This is a genomic window from Flavobacterium sp. I-STPP5a (genome assembly GCF_009764685.1).
Classification (GTDB): Bacteria; Bacteroidota; Bacteroidia; order Flavobacteriales; family Flavobacteriaceae; genus Flavobacterium.
Genome location: NZ_VHLM01000055.1, coordinates 1 through 18,652, shown reverse-complemented (window position 1 = coordinate 18,652; position 18,652 = coordinate 1). Strand labels below are relative to the sequence as shown.

15 protein-coding genes are annotated in these 18,652 nt (G+C 33.1%); 7 read left to right on the top strand and 8 right to left on the bottom strand.

The genetic code is table 11. The annotated features are described in order from the left end of the window. Position 1 precedes the first annotated feature (1 nt). The 8 genes from FJV36_RS09915 to FJV36_RS09880 all read right to left on the bottom strand — a co-directional run bounded on the left by FJV36_RS09915 (position 2) and on the right by FJV36_RS09880 (position 11,578). Positions 2–931, bottom strand: a complete 930-nt coding sequence (locus FJV36_RS09915) for a UDP-3-O-(3-hydroxymyristoyl)glucosamine N-acyltransferase (protein ID WP_158981061.1) — start codon at positions 929–931, stop codon at positions 2–4. A 73-nt stretch (positions 932–1,004) separates the two neighbouring features. After that, positions 1,005–1,571 carry an elongation factor P gene (efp, locus tag FJV36_RS09910; protein ID WP_158729820.1) on the bottom strand — a complete coding sequence of 189 codons (567 nt, stop codon included), beginning with the start codon at positions 1,569–1,571 and terminating at the stop codon, positions 1,005–1,007. A 167-nt stretch (positions 1,572–1,738) separates the two neighbouring features. Beyond that, positions 1,739–2,524, bottom strand: coding sequence for an acyl-ACP--UDP-N-acetylglucosamine O-acyltransferase (gene lpxA, locus FJV36_RS09905; RefSeq protein ID WP_158729821.1), 786 nt, complete (start codon positions 2,522–2,524; stop codon positions 1,739–1,741). Between the two features lie 71 nt (positions 2,525–2,595). Continuing rightward, the gene (locus FJV36_RS09900) at positions 2,596–3,984 is read right to left on the bottom strand and encodes a bifunctional UDP-3-O-[3-hydroxymyristoyl] N-acetylglucosamine deacetylase/3-hydroxyacyl-ACP dehydratase (RefSeq protein WP_158729822.1); all 1,389 of its coding nucleotides are present in this window, start codon (positions 3,982–3,984) and stop codon (positions 2,596–2,598) included. Further along, entirely contained in the window at positions 3,977–5,020 is a 1,044-nt protein-coding gene (gene lpxD / locus FJV36_RS09895) for a UDP-3-O-(3-hydroxymyristoyl)glucosamine N-acyltransferase (protein WP_158729823.1), read from the bottom strand. The genes FJV36_RS09900 and lpxD overlap by 8 nt, the downstream gene beginning before the upstream one ends. 40 nt (positions 5,021–5,060) lie before the next feature. Next, positions 5,061–6,290: an HD domain-containing protein gene (locus FJV36_RS09890; RefSeq protein WP_158729824.1), complete on the bottom strand. Its 1,230-nt coding sequence runs from the start codon at positions 6,288–6,290 to the stop codon at positions 5,061–5,063. Between the two features lie 209 nt (positions 6,291–6,499). Then, the gene (locus tag FJV36_RS09885) at positions 6,500–8,422 is read right to left on the bottom strand and encodes an amino acid permease (RefSeq protein ID WP_158729825.1); all 1,923 of its coding nucleotides are present in this window, start codon (positions 8,420–8,422) and stop codon (positions 6,500–6,502) included. A gap of 240 nt (positions 8,423–8,662) precedes the next feature. Continuing rightward, the gene (locus FJV36_RS09880; protein WP_158729826.1) at positions 8,663–11,578 is read right to left on the bottom strand and encodes an FAD-binding and (Fe-S)-binding domain-containing protein; all 2,916 of its coding nucleotides are present in this window, start codon (positions 11,576–11,578) and stop codon (positions 8,663–8,665) included. 226 nt (positions 11,579–11,804) lie between these two features. Here FJV36_RS09880 and FJV36_RS09875 point away from each other — a divergent pair, with 226 nt between their 5' ends. From FJV36_RS09875 to FJV36_RS09845, 7 genes are all read left to right on the top strand, one after another. Continuing rightward, positions 11,805–13,340, top strand: a complete 1,536-nt coding sequence (locus tag FJV36_RS09875; RefSeq protein WP_158729827.1) for a glycoside hydrolase family 10 protein — start codon at positions 11,805–11,807, stop codon at positions 13,338–13,340. Between the two features lie 13 nt (positions 13,341–13,353). Next, a complete protein-coding gene (locus FJV36_RS09870) occupies positions 13,354–14,679 on the top strand; it encodes an MFS transporter (RefSeq protein ID WP_158729828.1) in 1,326 nt (441 codons plus the stop codon). 157 nt (positions 14,680–14,836) lie between these two features. After that, a complete protein-coding gene (locus FJV36_RS09865) occupies positions 14,837–16,459 on the top strand; it encodes a glycoside hydrolase family 3 protein (protein WP_158981059.1) in 1,623 nt (540 codons plus the stop codon). Between the two features lie 126 nt (positions 16,460–16,585). Continuing rightward, positions 16,586–17,224 (top strand): peroxiredoxin, encoded by a 639-nt coding sequence (locus tag FJV36_RS09860; RefSeq protein ID WP_086453956.1) that lies wholly within the window; start codon positions 16,586–16,588, stop codon positions 17,222–17,224. Between the two features lie 125 nt (positions 17,225–17,349). Beyond that, positions 17,350–17,658, top strand: coding sequence for a co-chaperone YbbN (locus tag FJV36_RS09855; protein WP_158729830.1), 309 nt, complete (start codon positions 17,350–17,352; stop codon positions 17,656–17,658). Positions 17,659–17,768: 110 nt separating this feature from the next. Beyond that, positions 17,769–18,026, top strand: coding sequence for a hypothetical protein (locus tag FJV36_RS09850; protein WP_158729831.1), 258 nt, complete (start codon positions 17,769–17,771; stop codon positions 18,024–18,026). Between the two features lie 149 nt (positions 18,027–18,175). Continuing rightward, on the top strand, positions 18,176–18,652 hold a 477-nt coding region (locus FJV36_RS09845), incomplete at its 3' end, for a transposase (protein ID WP_199251037.1).

Genomic DNA, 18,652 nt, shown 5'->3' with positions numbered 1-18,652 from the left:
ATTACTTTAGTTTATTTAAAATTTCTGGAATTTTCTTGATATTAGCCAATTGTTTCAACTTTTCTCTAGATTCTTCAATCGGTGTACCAAAATAGGATTTACCACCTTCAACAGATTTTGTAACTCCGGTTTGTCCCATAATAACAGCCTTTGTCCCAATAGTGATTCCACTAGTTGTGCCTACTTGTCCCCAAATAGTGACTTCATCCTCGATGATAACACAACCAGCAATGCCAGTTTGAGATGCAATCAGACATCTATTTCCAATAACAGTATCATGACCTACGTGAACTTGATTGTCAAGTTTGGTTCCTTCGCCAATGGTTGTATCCCCAGTAACTCCTTTATCAATAGAACAAAGCGCCCCTATTCCTACGTTATCTTTTATCACTACCCTACCGCCTGATAATAATTGATCATAACCATCTGGACGTTTTTTATAATAAAAAGCATCTGCCCCAATAACGGTTCCTGCATGAATTATAACATTGTCACCTATGACAGTATTATCATAGATTGCAACATTTGGATGTATTAAACAATTTTTACCAACAAGAACATTATTACCAATAAAACAATTAGGTTGTACCATTGTGCCCTCACCTATTATTGCTGTTGTAGCGATAGAAACATTTGAAAACTGAAATGGCCTAAAGTAAGAAGTTAATTTATTAAAATCTCTAAAAGGATCTTCAGAAACTAATAATGCTTTACCCTCAGGACAGGCGACATTTTTATTGATTAAAATAATAGTTGCCGCAGAATTCAAGGCTTTATCGTAATATTTAGGATGATCAACAAATACAATATCACCAGGTTCTACAACATGAATTTCATTCATGCCAGTTACTGTAAAATCAGGTTCACCAATGTATTCACACCCTATAATAGATGCAATTGCTTCTAAGGTAAAAACTTTTGAAAATTTCATAATTTTAAATAAGAAAAAAAGTACTAATAAATGCAATAATTACCATTAGCGCATCTACTAGTACTAGTTGGGGTTACTCTTTTACACGTTCCATGTAAGAACCTGTTGCAGTATCGATTTTTATTTTGTCCCCTTCATTAATAAACAAAGGTACATTTACACTAGCACCAGTTTCAACTGTAGCAGATTTTGTAGCATTAGTAGCTGTATTTCCTTTAATACCTGGTTCTGCATAGGTGATTTCAAGAATAACAGAAGCTGGCATATCTACAGAAAGTGGTAAATCAGTTTCAGTATTAATACTTACCATCACGTTTTCACCTTCTTTTAATAAACCTGGTGAATCTAGGATATCCTTATTAAGTGTAATTTGTTCAAAAGTCTCTGTATTCATGAAATGAAACTGATCTCCTTCTGGGTATAAAAATTGGAATTTGTGGTTTTCTACACGAACTTCATCAATTTTGTGACCTGCAGAAAAAGTATTATCCAACACTTTACCATTTGTTAAACTTCTTAATTTAGTTCTAACAAAAGCAGGTCCTTTTCCTGGTTTAACATGTAAGAATTCAATAATTTTGTAAATATCGTTGTTGTACTTGATACACAATCCGTTTTTAATATCTGATGTAGATGCCATTTGAATGTTTTTTTTCACCACCCCAACCCTCCCCGAAGTAAAGAGAGATGACGTGGAAATTAGTTACTAATTATTTTTTACTATTTATTTATTTTTCCTTTTATTTTTTTGTAATAAAAAAAATTACATTTAATCTTCTTCCCTTTCGGGGAGGACTGAGGAGGGGATCAATAATTCCCTGAATATCCTTTCATAACACCTCGTGAAGAATTCCTGATAAAGTCAATTATTTCATCTCTTTCTGGAGTTGCTTCCATTTCGGCTTCAATAATCCCTAAAGCTTGGGTGACATTATAATTTTTTTGATATAAAATTCTATAAATATCTTGAATTTCTCTGATTTTCTCAGATGAAAACCCTCGCCTTCTTAAACCTACAGAATTAATACCCACATAAGAAAGCGGTTCTTTTGCAGCTTTTGTATAAGGTGGTACATCTTTTCTTAATAAAGATCCGCCAGAAATCATAGCATGGTCACCTACGCTTATAAACTGATGTATTGCTGATAATCCTCCAATTATGGCATAATTCCCTATGGTAACATGTCCTCCTAGTAAAACACCATTAACAATTATGGCATTATTCCCCACATGACAATCATGTGCAATGTGTGCAGTTGCCATGATAAGACAATTGTCACCAATAACAGTTTGTCCGGACGCAATTGTCCCTCTATTTATAGTAACACCTTCTCTAATCGTACAATTATCACCTATAATTACTAGTGAATCTTCTCCTCCAAACTTTAAATCTTGGGGAACTGCAGATATTACTGCGCCTGGGAATATATTACAATTTTTTCCAATTCTTGCTCCTTCCATGATGGTAACATTAGACCCAATCCAAGTTCCATCACCAATAACAACGTTATTATGAATGGTCGTAAAAGGCTCTATTACAACATTTTTGGCTATTTTAGCACCAGGATGAACATAGGCTAGTGGTTGATTCATCAGCTCTTTTTTATTGATTTTAAATTATTGCACTCCACATCTATATCTAAGAAATAAATGTTAATCCAATTTTACTGTTTTTTTGCAATTTGAGCCATGAGTTCAGCCTCAGCAACAAGCTTCCCATTTGCATAGGCATTTGCTTGCATGTGACAAATCCCTCTTCGGATTGGCGTAATCAAATCACACTTAAATATTAATGTATCACCAGGTAATACTTTATGCTTGAACTTTACATTATCAATTTTCATGAAATAGGTCAAATAATTTTCGGGATCTGGCACCGTACTTAATACCAGTATCCCTCCTGTTTGAGCCATGGCTTCTACAATCAAAACACCTGGCATTACAGGAGCTTCTGGAAAATGCCCTACAAAGAAATTCTCGTTCATGGTCACATTTTTCATACCTACCACGTGACTTTCAGACATTTCAATGATTCTATCAATTAATAAAAATGGAGGTCTGTGAGGCAACACCGCCATGATTTTATGAATATCCATCAAAGGCTCTTGATTCAAATCATAAACAGGAACGTAGTTTCTTTGTTCAATTTTTATGATTTTTGCCATTTTTTTTGCAAATTGTGTATTCACAAAATGACCTGGTTTATTGGCAATTACTTTCCCTTGAATGCGTGTTCCTATCAAAGCTAAATCACCAACTACATCAAGTAATTTGTGTCTTGCAGCCTCATTAGGATAATGCAACGTTAGGTTATCTAGAATCCCATTTGGTTTAACCGAAATTTCATCTTTACCAAATGCCACTTTTAAATTTTCCATCGTAGATGTTGATATTTCTTTATCAACATATACAATTGCATTGTTTAAATCACCTCCTTTAATTAATCCATTTTCTAATAAAGACTCTAATTCGTGCAGAAAACTAAACGTTCTGGAATCAGCAATTTCATTTTTAAAATCGGTAATGCTTTTGAGATTTGCATTTTGAGTACCTAATATTTTAGTTCCAAAATCAACCATCGTTGTAACGCAATACTGGTCGCTTGGCATAACTAGAATTTCACTTCCAGATGCTTCATCAAGGTATGAAATCACCTCTTTAACAACATATACTTTACGTTTTGCATTTTGCTCTTCAAAACCTGCATTTTCTAGTGCTTCTACAAAATACTTAGACGAGCCATCCATTATAGGAAGTTCTGAAGCATTTAATTCAATGATAATATTATCAAGATCACAACCTATTAACGCCGCCAAAACGTGCTCTGGAGTTTGAATTTTAACTCCTAACTTTTCAAGGTTAGTTCCTCTTTGTGTGTTTACAACATAATTTGCATCAGCTTCAATAACTGGTTGTCCTTCTAAATCAACTCTTACAAAAGTAAAACCATTATTCACAGGAGCCGGTTTAAAAGTCATTTTAACTTCTTTTCCAGTATGTAAGCCTACTCCTGTAAGTGAAATTTCTGTTTTGATGGTTTTCTGTTTAACCATTGTTTCCATTTTTTTGGTTTAAAATTTTCTTCTTTAATTCTTCTATTTCAGCTACAATCTTAGGTAAGTTTTTAAAATGAACATATGATTTGCTAAAATCATTGTATCCAAAGGTAGGACTACCTTGTAAAACTTCATTGTCTTTTATGTTTCTCCCCACACCTGATTGGGCTTGAATACGAACATTGTTACCTATTGTTAAATGTCCTGATATACCTACTTGACCACCTATAAGGCCGTTTCTACCTATTTTTGTTGATCCAGCTACACCTGTTTGAGCTGCTATAACCGTGTTCTCCCCTATCTCAACATTATGAGCAATCTGAATTTGATTATCAAGTTTAACACCTTTTCTTATTATCGTAGATCCCATGGTTGCTCTGTCTACAGTTGTGCAAGAACCTATATCAACATTATCTTCAATAATTACATTGCCTATTTGTGGTATTTTTGTGTACGTTCCGTCTGGATTTGGAGCAAAACCAAAACCGTCAGAACCAATGATAGCACCCGAATGAATGGTGCAATTTTTCCCTATTATAGTTTCAGAATACACTTTTGCACCAGCAAAAAGAGTTGTATTATCTCCTAAAACCACGTTGTCTCCTACAAAACAATTTGGATAGATTTTTACATTATCCCCAATTGAAACATTTTCGCCAATGTAACTAAAGCTTCCTAAATACAAATTAGCTCCAAGAATTACATTTTTCGAAATAAAAGAAGGTTCTTCTACTCCCGCTTTATTGAGTTTTACTTGATTATAAAATTCTAATAATTTAGTAAACGATGCATAGGCATCTTCAACTTTTATCATTGTTGTACCTACCGTATTTTCAGGTGTAAAACTCTGATTTACAATAGTTACAGATGCTTTTGTAGTATATATATGATTGTTGTATTTAGGATTTGAAAGAAAGGTAAGGGAACCTTCAGACCCCTCTTCAATTTTTGATAATGTCGAAACTTCAGCCATAGGATCCCCTATAACTTCGCCCTCCAAAATCTCCGCTATTTGTGCTGCTGTAAATTTCATTGCGACAAAAATATAAAAAAATAGATTTTAAATGCTGTTTTTATAACAGTTGTTTTGGGAAACATAAATAATACTTGGTCACCAACTTTGATAATGATTTCAAATTTAACTGATCAGATGACTCAATTACATCCTCAATTGTACTATCTTTTTTAAGAATTCGGATCGGATCTGCTTCTTTGCTGTAGGCTTGATTCTTGATTTTTCCTTTAAAAATAAAATAATTGGTATCGGCAATAGAAATAGAATTTTGAGCTGCAAAACGTTCTTGCATAGGCTGTAAATCCTCGAGAGTTACTTTATCAGTTGTTAATTTTATTTTTAACAAATCTCTGTTAACAATCATCTTACTTAGAGAAGACAGAATGAAATCATCGTTTTTTTGCCAACTTTTTAAAGCTCCTATGATGTCAAAATCATCTAGCTGCGCAAATAAATCTAATGTAGTTTCGTCAAATGTATCAATGGTAACTTTATGTTGCATAAAATACAAAAGTGGATCACTGCAAGGAAGTTCAATCCCTTTAAGAGTAAGTTCTTTTGCACGTTTCAAAATTTTCATTAATATCAACTCGGCTACAAGACTTGTTTTGTGTAAATACGCTTGCCAATACATCAATCTTCTTGACATTAAGAATTTTTCAACTGAGTATATTCCTTTCTCTTCAATAACTAAATAATCATCAACCACATTCATCATTTGGATTAAACGCTCCGAATTTACATTGCCTTCAGCAACACCAGAGTAAAAACTATCTCGTTTTAAATAATCCATTCGATCCATATCTAGTTGACTAGAAATTAATTGCAACATGAATTTTCGGTTGTATTCTCCTTTAAAAACCTGGATTGCTAAACTGAGTTGCCCATTAAATTCATGGTTTAATTTATTCATAAAAAGCAATGAAATAGCTTCATGATGCACATCCTCTACAATACTTTTTTCCATAGCATGAGAAAAAGGACCGTGCCCAATATCATGTAATAAGATGGCAATATATAGCGCATTTTCCTCTTCTATCGATATTTCTACTCCTTTAAAACGAAGTACATCAACTGCTTTTTGCATCAAATGCATACACCCTAACGCATGATGAAAACGAGTATGATTGGCACCAGGATAGACTAAATATGACAATCCCATTTGAGAAATTCTTCGCAAACGCTGAAAATACGGATGCTGAATCAAGTCATATATTAAAGCATTTGGTATGGTAATGAAACCATAAATGGGATCATTAAATATTTTGAGTTTATTAATTTGAGTCACCTTGTACGTAAAGTTTAGTCAGCAAATATATGTAAAAATGATGTTGAAAAAATATATTATACAATCTGAATGAAATCACACTGCCATTTGATGTGCAATTGCGAACATAAAAAAAAACACTTTTTAGGTTCATACAGTAGTAACCAAATGTAATTTAAAACAACAAACCTTTATTTTCATAAAGGTTTGTTGTTTTATACGGATATCAATTATATGTTAAGTTTGCTGTTTTTTCGGCTAAAACTAAAATAAACTACAAGTCCGATTAGCAACCAAACTCCGAAATAAATCCAATTCCACACACTTAGTTCTGCCATCATGTACAGGCAGCAAATTAAACCTAGTAATGGTATTAATGATAAATTTGCTTTATAAGACCAAACTGTAAGTCCAAGTAGTGTAATAATAAAAATCCACATTGGAATTTTATGTTTAAACAAGCTAAAACCACTTTCATATTTAATGGAGTCGTCAACAGGAAGTGCAGAGATTATTTTTGAATACTGCACATCATCATCTTGATATTGACTTAACAATTGTTCTAAATCTGGTGTTTCTGTTGTACTATTTTTTTGATCAACTGTAACTAAGTATTGGTAAACTTTTTGATTTTCTTCTTTGTTTAACGCAGTAATAATAGCTGATGAACTGTTAGCCTGAGTTTCATTCGTAATAAAATTCATTGTTGCTTTCTTGTTATAGCCAAATGTTGCAGCAATTCCTATAAGTAATAAAACAGGCATTATAAATTTTGAATTCACATATGGTGTTTTAAACTTACCACGAGGAATGTCTTTTTTATTTTGCAACACTAATACACCAGCACACACTAGCACAAAAGCAAACAAAGTCCCAATACTACATAAGTCTGTAACCAATGTTAAGTTTAAAAACAAAGCGGGAATAGCAACAACAAAACCAGTAACGATGGTAGCGTACGAAGGAGTTTGATATTTAGGATGCACTTTAGAAAAACGTTTTGGCAATAATCCATCACGACTCATACTCATCCAAATACGAGGTTGTCCCATTTGAAAAACCAATAAAACACTTGCCATTGCTACTACTGCACTTACCGCAATAATACCAGACATCCATTTTAAATCTAGTTTTTCAAATACAAAAGCAAGCGGATCACCTACATTAAGTAAATCATAACTCACCATACCTGTAAGCACAAGTGCAATAGCAATATACAACAGCGTACATATAATAATAGCCCACATCATACCTCGAGGTAAATCACGTTGTGGATCTTTGCACTCCTCGGCAGTTGTAGATATTGCATCAAAACCAATGTAGGCAAAAAATACAGCTGAAACTCCTTTTAAAACCCCCGAAACTCCATTTGGAGCAAATGGATGCCAATTTGCAGTATCTACATAAAAAACACCCACGGCTATTACTAAAAGAACAATGCATAATTTTACAACAACCATGATATTACTTGCATTTCGCGACTCTTTCATTCCGCGGTAAATTAAAGCAGTAATCAAAACAATGATCAATAAAGCGGGTAAATCAGCAACAAAATGAAAAGAACCAATTACTGGAGATGTATTCCAAGCCGTATAAGCATCTTGTAATGCAGGACTTAAATCTGCATAGCTTTTTCCTGCTTGCATGAGCGCTGTTGCTTCATCAAATCCGCGTGACGCCGATAAGAAATCCATTTGGATCCATTGGGGCAAATAAATGCCTCCGCTAGACAGCAAACTGGTAAAATAATCACTCCAAGATATGGCTACTGTAATATTCCCGACGGAATACTCCATAATCAAAGCCCAACCTATAATCCATGCTATAATTTCACCAAAAGCAACATAAGAATACGTATATGCACTTCCAGAAACAGGAACCATTGAGGCAAATTCAGCATAGGCAAAAGCAGCAAAACTACAGGCAATAGCTGTAAATAAAAATAAAAATATTACTGCTGGACCACCATCAGCACTTGCTTTACCAATGGTACTAAAAATACCAGCTCCTACAATTGCGGCGATTCCAAAAGCTGTTAAATCCCTAGCTGTTAAATGTTTTCCTAATGCATTGTGACCATCTGCATTGTTTTTTTCAACTTGATTTAATATATCTTGAACTGTTTTTTTTCTAAACAAACCCTTTAATGCCATATTGACTATTTTAATTGATACTATTCGTGCAAAACTTCTATACAAAATGTTCCTAAAAGTTAGTTGCGGTTTCAAAAGTATAAAACTAATTGAATTAATACGGTTTTATACACTTATTTTTTAAATATTTTTTGATTTAAATGACTTGAATTATGAAAATAAAAGTCAAATAAATTATTTAACATTCTTTAAAAAATTAAATTCACTTAATTTTAACTTATTTGATGTTATTTTAATAATTTAGATTAAGAAACTTTTCAAAATTGTGATAGGATGCTCTGCTTTTTTCCCTGTTCCGTCAAAAATTTGATGTCTACAGCTTGTACCTGCTGCAACTAGAACTATTTCAGGATCAGCAGTTCTAATTTTTGGGAATAAAGTATCCTCTCCCATTTGCATACTCACTTCGTAATGTTCTTTCTCATAACCAAAAGAACCTGCCATACCACAACAACCCGAATTGATGATGGTAACCGTGCTATTCTCAGGAAGATTTAGCATAGCAAATGTAGCTTGAGTTATACTCAATGCTTTTTGGTGACAATGTCCATGTATTTTTATGGTTTGTTTTTTATTTGAAAAATGAGCTTTTGTAATTTTACCTTTTGTAATCTCATTTTTAAAAAATTCCTCAATAGTGTAAACATTTTCAGCTAACTCTTTCGCTTTTGATTTATCGTCTGCTAGGCGAAGGTATTCATCCCTAAACGTCAAAATGGCGGATGGTTCAATACCTAGTAAAGGTGTATCTTCAGAAACATATTCTGAAAAAACAGAAACATTATAATTAGCAATTGCTTTCGCTTGTTCCAAAAAACCCTTTGATATAAAGGCACGTCCACTTTCTTCATGATCCAAAAGAATTACTTGGTACCCTAATTTTGTTAATACTTGACAAGCGTCTATTCCAACTGAAACATCATAATAATTTGTAAACTCATCACAAAACAAGAATACTTTTCCGTTTTCAAAAACACGAGTAATTTCGTTTTCACTATTTTTCTCATACCACTTTCTAAAAGTTTGTTTAGCTAATAATGGTACTTCTCTTTTGGGTGCAATTCCTATGCTTTTTTTTACAAATGGCAAATTAACCATGTAATTAGTAAGTCTGGGAAAAAGACTTCCCAAACCATTCAGTTTAGCATTATAAGCAAAAACTTTATTTCTCCAAGAATAGCCATTCGTTTCTTGATATTGATATAAAAACTCCGATTTCAATGCAGCAACATCTACGTTACTTGGACATTCGCTTGCACATGCTTTACAACTTACACATAAATCAAAAACCTCATACAACTCCTTGTGATTAAACTTATTAGCCTGATCTGAATGTGTTAAAAATTCACGCAATGCATTAGCTCTTGCTCGGGTTGTATCTTTCTCATTTCTAGTTGCTCTATAACTGGGACACATGGTTCCTCCTGCCGAAGGTAGTTTTCTACAATCGCCAGAGCCATTGCATTTTTCGGCAGCTCTAAGCACCCCCATACTGTCCGAAAAATCTTGAATTGTTTTGATTTCTGGTTCTAATCTTCCAGCTTCAAATCGTAAATTTTCATCCATTTTAAAAGCATTCACAATTTTACCCTCATTCATAATACAATGAGGATCAAAAGCAAATTTGATTCTTTTAAGCAACTCGTAATTTTTTTGCCCAATCATAAATGGTAAAAACTCACCTCTCACAATCCCATCACCATGTTCTCCGCTGAGTGAACCACGATATTTTTTGACCAAAATTGCAACTTCTGTAGCAATATTTCTGAATTGGTGAACCCCTTCCTTGGTCTTTAAATTCAGTACTGGCCTAAGATGCAATTCACCAGCACCAGCATGAGCATAGTAAATAGCACTTTGGCCGTGACGTTCCATCATAGTTGAAAAATCAGCAATGTATTGCGGTAAATCACTTAATTCAACCGCTGTGTCTTCAATAGAATCAGCAGCTTTGTCATCACCCACAATACTTCCCAAAAGTCCTAAACCTGCCTTTCTTAACTCATTAATCTTATCAATATCAGCCCCATAAATTTTAGGCAACGCATAGCCAAAATTATTTTTTTCTAAATCCGCTATCAATAGATCTGCTTGATTTTCTGCATCTTCCATACTTTTATAGGAGGCTACTTCAAGCATGATTACCGCTTTGGGTTCACCCTGAATAAAAAACCTATTTTTGGCCTGTTCTCTATTGCTTTTTGTGCAGTCAAGTATGGTATCATCCATCATTTCACAAGTGTACAAATGATGCTTCATAGCAGTAACTACGGCCTCAAGACTTTCTTGAATAGAATGAAAATGAGCTACAACCATTACATTATTGGTAGGCGGAAGTACGTCAACTTTTAATGTAATTTCAGTAATAAAAGCAAGAGTTCCTTCGCTTCCACAAATGAGTTTGGCTACATTTATAGTTTTTTGGTTTCCACCAAAAAGTTCTGACTGCAAAAGCAAATCCACTGCATAGCCTGTATTTCTTCGATGTATTTCAGGTTTTGGAAATTCATCGATAATTTCTTTTTGGTTTTCAACATTTGAAAGTTCCTCATATAAAGAGCTGTAAATAGCACTTTCAAGTGTATTTCCTTTTGTTTTTTCGATAAATGCATCAGAAGTAATTTCGTTAAAAACAACTTTCGAGCCATCACTTAAAACGGCATGAATCTCCTGAACCTTGTCTCTTGTCACTCCATACCGTATGGAAGTTGTGCCCGAAGAATTGTTACCTACCATTCCTCCTATCATACATCGGTTTGAAGTAGACGTATTGGGACCAAAAAACAAACCGTATTCTTTTAAAAACAAATTAAGTTCATCCCGAATCACTCCTGGCTGTACCGTTACGCTTTTATTTGTAGCATCAAATGAAATTATCTTTGTAAAATGTTTAGAAACATCAACTATGATTCCGTTTCCTACCGTTTGCCCAGCAAGTGATGTACCAGCTGTTCTGGGCGTAATTGAAATTTTATTTTGAGCCGCAAAATGTATTATTTTAATGATGTCATTCTCAGTTTTGGGTATAGCTACAAGAAGCGGTTTAATACGATAAGCAGATGCATCTGTGGAATACAAGGTTTTATGTAATTCATCTTGTAAAAGAGTTCCCTCAAATGATTGGGATAATTGTTCCAATTGAAGCGTAATTGACATCTATAAGTACTAAATTTGTTAATTTACAAATATAAAAATATCACTTGGTTTTAAACCAAAAAATAAAAAAGATAAAAGAACAATTTAGAATCTTAATTTGAAAGATGAAGAATGAAGTTCTAATTTTGGCCTATAAATTGCGATGTTGTATTAGTGAATATTTAAAAATTTAGCCTTCTATTTCACTAAAAAAACTATTTTTGAAAATTAAAACGATTAGACTTTAATGAAGACCCATAAAAACCTCTTATTTCTCACAATTCTTTTATTCCTTTATTTTACAAACGGTATAGCGCAATCGCCGTCTCTGCATCCAAAAAATGAATTTAGAGCTGTATGGATAGCTACTGTAGTAAATATAGACTGGCCTAAAGCTGGAAATGATGGAGTTGCAAAACAAAAAGCTGATTATCTTGAATTGTTAAACACTTATAAAAAATTGAACTACAATGCTGTTATTGTGCAAATAAGAAGTGTAGGCGATGCTTTTTATCCGACAAAACTAGCTCCATGGTCACGTTTTCTAACAGGAAAAGAGGGAAAAGCTCCAAATCCTTACTACGATGCACTTCAATGGATGATTACAGAAGCACACACCAGAGGTTTTGAATTTCACGCGTGGTTAAATCCATACAGAGCGACTATGGATTACAACACCCAAATTTTAAGTTCTGAGCACGATTATTTTAAACATCCTGAGTGGATGATAAAATATGGTGGTAAAATCTATTATAACCCTGCTTTACCAGAAGTACAAGCACATTTATTGAATGTGGTAAATGAAGTAGTAGCAAATTATGATATTGATGCCATCCATTTTGATGATTATTTCTATCCTTACCGAATTCCTGGAGAAGCCTTTAATGATAGTGCTTCTTATTCGAAGTATGGAAACGGAATGAAACTTGAAGACTGGAGACGCTCTAACGTGAACACTTTTGTAAAAGATGTAGCTGTTGCTATCAAGAAAAATAAACCTTGGGTTCAATTTGGCATAAGTCCTTTTGGCGTATGGCGCAACAAATCAGTTGATCCAAAAGGTTCTGATACCGAAGCGGGTCAAACCAATTATGATGATTTATTTGCCGATCCTCTGGCTTGGATGGATCAAAAATGGATTGATTACATTATTCCTCAATTGTATTGGAGCATTGATCATCCTAAAGCATCGTATGCAAAACTGTTAGGCTGGTGGTCTGAGAATTCAAAAAACACAGCCATTTACATCGGAAATAGCAGTTATAAAGTCAACGCAGATTCTGATAAAAAATGGAATAATCCCAATGAATTACCCAATCAAATTGACCTAACAAGAACGTATAAAAATGTGCAAGGAAATGCTTTTTTCAGCGCCAAGTCATTTGTAAATAAAAATCAAAATATTACAAATCTACTAGCACAAAACCAATATAAATACCCAGCCTTACCTACTGTGGTTCCAGCTGCTATTAAAAAAAATGACGTTATTCCTGTTGTACAAGCTACTTTTAGTAATGTTATTGCTTCTGGATTTCAAATTGTATACCCTACTACGGCAAAAATGCGCTATGTTGTAATTTACGGCTCTTCGGCCAATGCTAAAATTGACATCAATGATGCAAGTCATATTATAGATAAAGTAGCATTAATTGAAAATTTAGAAATACTTCAATTATTTGTACCAACTTATAAACTGCATAAAAACAAAACCTGTGCAGTAACTTTTATAGACTATTTCGGTAATGAAAGTGAACCAACCCTTGTAAGATTATCGGAACAATAATATTCTAAAAAACATGAAAACAGATAATAAACCTTGGTATTGGATACCGCTTTTAAACTTCGCATCGGGATTTCCTTATGTAATTATTATTTCCGTTTCTGTATTGATGTACAAAAACTTAGGCATTAGTAATGAAGACATTGGCCTCTACACAAGTTTACTTTATTTACCATGGGTAATTAAACCATTATGGAGCCCGTTTATTGACTTGCATGGAACCAAAAGAAAATGGTTTTTAAGCATGCAATTTTTTATCTCCATTGCTTTCTTACTTGTTGGTTTTATTATCCCTACAAGCCAATTTTTCTTACTTAGTCTTGCTATATTTTGGGTAGCTGCATTTGCATCAGCTTCTAATGATGTGGCAAGTGATGGATTTTACATGCTAGCATTGAGCAAAGACCAGCAGTCTTTTTTCCTAGGAATTAGAAGTACTTTTTACAGAGCTTCCATGCTTACAGGAAATGGATTGATTATTTTGCTTGCAGGTTATCTAGAGCAACACTATGCTAATACACAAAAAGCATGGTCCTATACAATGATTTTCGTAGGATTGGTAATGGTTTTCTTGACTGTCTATAATTATTTTGCTACACCAAAAAAAGAATTAACACTAGAAACTGTAGTAAAAGAAGAAAAGAATTTCAGCACCGTTTTTGCTAGTTTTTTTAGAAAGAAACAAATCGGCTTAATTCTTTCTTTCATCCTTTTATTTAGGCTGGGAGAATCTCAACTTCTTAAAATGCTCACTCCTTTTTTAGTAGATAAAAAAACAGTAGGTGGACTTGAATTAACTACCGAAAATGTAGGACTTATTTACGGCACTTTTGGATTAATAGCCCTTACAATTGGAGGAATACTAGGTGGAATTGCTATTTCAAAAAAAGGATTAGGCTTTTGTATGTTGCCTATGATTTTAATCATGCACTTGCCTATTATTGGATTTGTATTGCTAGCTCATTTTCAACCTACTACACTAATTAACCTTTATTTAGACTTGAATCTTTTTACTATTGATTGGTCCTTTAATCCGTATATCACTGCTGTGGTTATAATTGAACAATTAGGCTATGGTATAGGTTTTGCAGCTTTTATGATGTACTTAATTTATGTTGCTGAGGGAGAATCAAAAACTTCACATTATTCTATTGCTACAGGTTTTATGGCACTAGGAATGATGCTTCCAGGAATGTTAAGTGGTTATATCCAAGAATATCTCGGGTATGGCAATTTCTTTATTTGGGTGTTTTTGGCAACCATTCCAGGAATCATTTTGTCTAGATATTTAATTTTTCCAAAGGATTTTGGTAAGAAATCAGAACAAGAAAAAACAAACTAGCTTTTTTTTAACATATAACTCATATAAGTTCCTTTAAGTAGGTAAGACTTTCTTAAAATGACTGTTTTTATACAATCTGTTTAATGTAATTATTTATTCTATATGATTTAATTTATATGACTTATATGTTTAAAATTAGCGACATATTCCTTTCAAAATGACATTAGAACAAAAAGTAGGTCAATTTTTCTTTCCAGCTGTTTTTATCAATGACAGCGAAGAGCACATTCAAGAAATGGAGTCTCTTATCAAAAAATACAACATTGGCGGACTGACTTTTTTTCACAGTCGTGCTAGTGCTGCAACAAATTACGAATCGAATAAAAAAATAGAGTTCAACGATGATAGCGCCATTCGATTACAAGAATTGATTGTCCGCTATCAAAAATGTGCCTCTACTCCACTTTTAATGAGCATAGATGCTGAGTGGGGACTAGCCATGCGTGTAGAAAAAACACCTCAATATCCATATGCCATTACGCTTGGCGCTTTGCCAGATAGCGAAATTGATTTGGTTTACCAAGTTGGTAAACAAATAGGATTAGACTTAAAATCAGTAGGAATTCATTACAATTTAGCGCCATTGGCTGATGTTAATAACAATCCCAACAATCCTGTGATTGGATATAGATCTTTTGGCGAAGACAAAATTAAAGTAGCTGATTTTGCTGTTGCTTATTTACAAGGCCTTACTGACGCGGGTGTATTAGGTTGTCTTAAACATTTTCCAGGTCACGGAAATACTAGCGTAGATTCACATTTAGGATTACCGGTACTGCAAGAATCACGAGAAGAATTGATGGAAAATGAATTAGTACCTTTTATAGAAGGAATTAAAAATAACGTCGATTCTATAATGATTGGTCATTTAGCAGTGCGGTCTTGGAACGAAAACCAGAATACATCAGCTACACTTTCAAAAAACATAATCGAAACACTTTTGCGAAAGGAATTAGGATATAAGGGTCTCGTAATATCAGATGCTTTAAACATGCACAGTGTTTCTAAATTATATGAAAAAAAAGGACAACTAGAATGGGAAGCTTTTCACGCGGGAAATGATGTATTGTGTTTTGCTGAAAACGTAGCCGAAGGTATAGATGAAATTGTAAAAAATGCATCTCTTGAAAGAATCAATGCAAGTTTTGATCGCATCATGCAGTGTAAAGAAAAAGTTGGGATTCTTGATATTGATAATCAAATAGATATCAATAATACAGTCGATTTTGATTTTAATAAAACATCCGACTTAAATTCTAAAATTGCCCAAAAGAGCATAACAACTTTAATAGATTCGGACAATACAAATTCCATTTTTGAAGCACAAAAAAAGAATGGTTTAGCCAAAGTAAGTATTTACAAAGAGGCCAATAATTATTTTTTCGAAACTTTAGAATCCGAATTGCCGACTTCAAATTTCTATTACACCGCTAATAATAATAATAATAATAATAATAATTTAGAAGTTTTAAAAAGTCAATTGAATGCATTTGAAACGGTTTTGATCGCTCTTTTTGTACCGAAAGCAAAACCTTTGCATAATTTTGAAATCGAAGATTCGGTTTTACATTTTTTAAGTGAATTGCTCCAAAATAAAAACTGTTTTGTGTACACCTTTGGAAATCCTTATGCTCTACAAATTATACCCAACTTAAAAAAAGCAAAAGGTTTAGTGCACACGTACCAAGATTTTAAAGAATTTCAGGAAATTACTGCTAAGCAGCTTTTGAATAATGACAAGAGTAAAGGTACACTTCCCGTAAAAATTAACATGTTATAAATTTAAATTTCATATCATAAGAAATCCTTATCAATCAATAAACATTTATAATCATTGAGCGTTTTATTTGTTACAAAGTATGACTACTTTTGCACCATCAAATAAAACAACTTAAAAGTAAATAAAATGTCATTAGTAGGTAAAAAATTTCCAAGTATTGCAGTAGACGCCATCTCTGAAATGGGTGATAATTTAAAAATAAATATTTTTGAAGAAGCTACAAACAACAACAAAAAAGTATTGTTGTTTTGGTATCCAAAAGATTTTACTTTTGTTTGTCCAACTGAATTACACGCTTTTCAAGCAGCATTACCTGAATTTGAAAAAAGAAATACAATTGTAATTGGTGCATCTTGCGATACTAACGAAGTGCATTTTGCATGGTTGAACACACCAAAAAACAATGGTGGAATTGAAGGTGTAACTTATCCAATTCTTGCTGACACAAACAGAAACCTTTCTAACATTTTAGGTATTTTAGATATTGAGTCAACTGGATACAGCGAAGAAACTGATTCTATCATTATTGAAGGATCAAATGTTACTTACAGAGCTACTTATTTGATTGACGAGACTGGTAAAATTTTCCACGAAAGTGTTAACGATATGCCACTTGGCCGTAACGTAAACGAATACTTACGTATGGTAGATGCTTACACTCACATACAAGAAAAAGGTGAAGTATGTCCTGCTAACTGGGAAGCTGGTAAAGAAGCAATGAGTGCTGATAGAATTAGTACTGCTGAGTACTTGAGTTTAAACTAATTTAAATAAAGATACAAAGGTTCAAGGTTCTAAGCATCAAAGGTTTTTTGTTGCTCAAATTCATGGAGTCCTAAAAATCTTATCCTTTGAACCTTTGCCTCTTTAAACCTAAAAAAAAAAAACTTATGTTAATCGAATTAACCGATGATACGCTTAAAGATTTAATTGCAAAAGACGAAAAAGTAGTAGTTCAATTTTCTGCTTCTTGGTGTGGAAATTGTCGTATCATGAAGCCTAAGTTTAAGAAATTAGCTTTGGAAAACGAAACTATAACTTTCGCTCTTGTTGATGCTGAAAACTTTCCAGAATCAAGAAAACTAGCTAACGTGAGCAATTTACCAACATTTGCAACATTTGTAAACGGACAATTGGTAAACGAAACTCAAACTAATAAAGCTGAAGTTTTAAACGAATTGGTAAACGAAATAGTGTAATTATTTTTTTAGTTTAAAGTTTAAAGTTGCTCTACTTTGTAAATAAGTTTAATGTAAATGCAATTCAAAACCTTAAACTGTTAAAAACCCAAACTTTAAACTTAAAACAAATGAAACTACCTGTAATAAAGCATTTAACTCAGTTTATTGAAGAAAATGACGAAGACTTTATAATTGAAACTATTGACGTTCTTGAGTCAATGACTGAAATTCCATCTTTAAAAGATGAAGAATTGGATGTAATTGGTGAGCTAATATCGAATATGTATGGTGCTTTAGAAGTCCACAAACTTGTTAAAAATGGCACTGAGAAAAAAGAAGCTTTAAACTCCTTCATGAAACGAGTTTTAGGTTCTATTGATAAGTAATCAATACTAAAATAAGAATATAACGCACGCTTTTTAGGAGGGCACTGAAAAAGTCTTTTTTCGAATAAATTGATAAATAAAAGGAGTAGAAAGCTTAGTATTTCTACTCCTTTTTTGGTATATTTAGCTGTAATTATAAGAGCTTTTAGATGTTAGTACAACAGCAATCAATACAGTTCAGTGAACATTCTTCTTTATATGATTTAATTATTCCAAAGAATAACATTCTGAGAAAAATCAATGATTTAATTGATTTTTCCTTTATTTATGATGAGTTGTTAAACAAATACTGTACTACTAATGGTCGTATGGCAGAAAGCCCTGTTCGTATGTTTAAGTATTTACTTCTTAAAACAATTTACACTGTTTCCGATGTTGATGTAGTGGAACGTTCTCAATATGATATGTCTTTTAAATATTTTTTAGATATGAATCCAGAAGAAGATGTTATCAATTCTAGTTCGTTGACAAAATTTAGAAAACTACGTTTAAAAGATACCGATTTATTAAATCTGTTGATAAACAAAACGGTAGTCATCGCTATCGAAAAAGGTATCATCCGCTCCAAGTCAATTATTGTTGATGCCACACATACTTTATCAAGATCCAATCCCCATTTTCAGCAA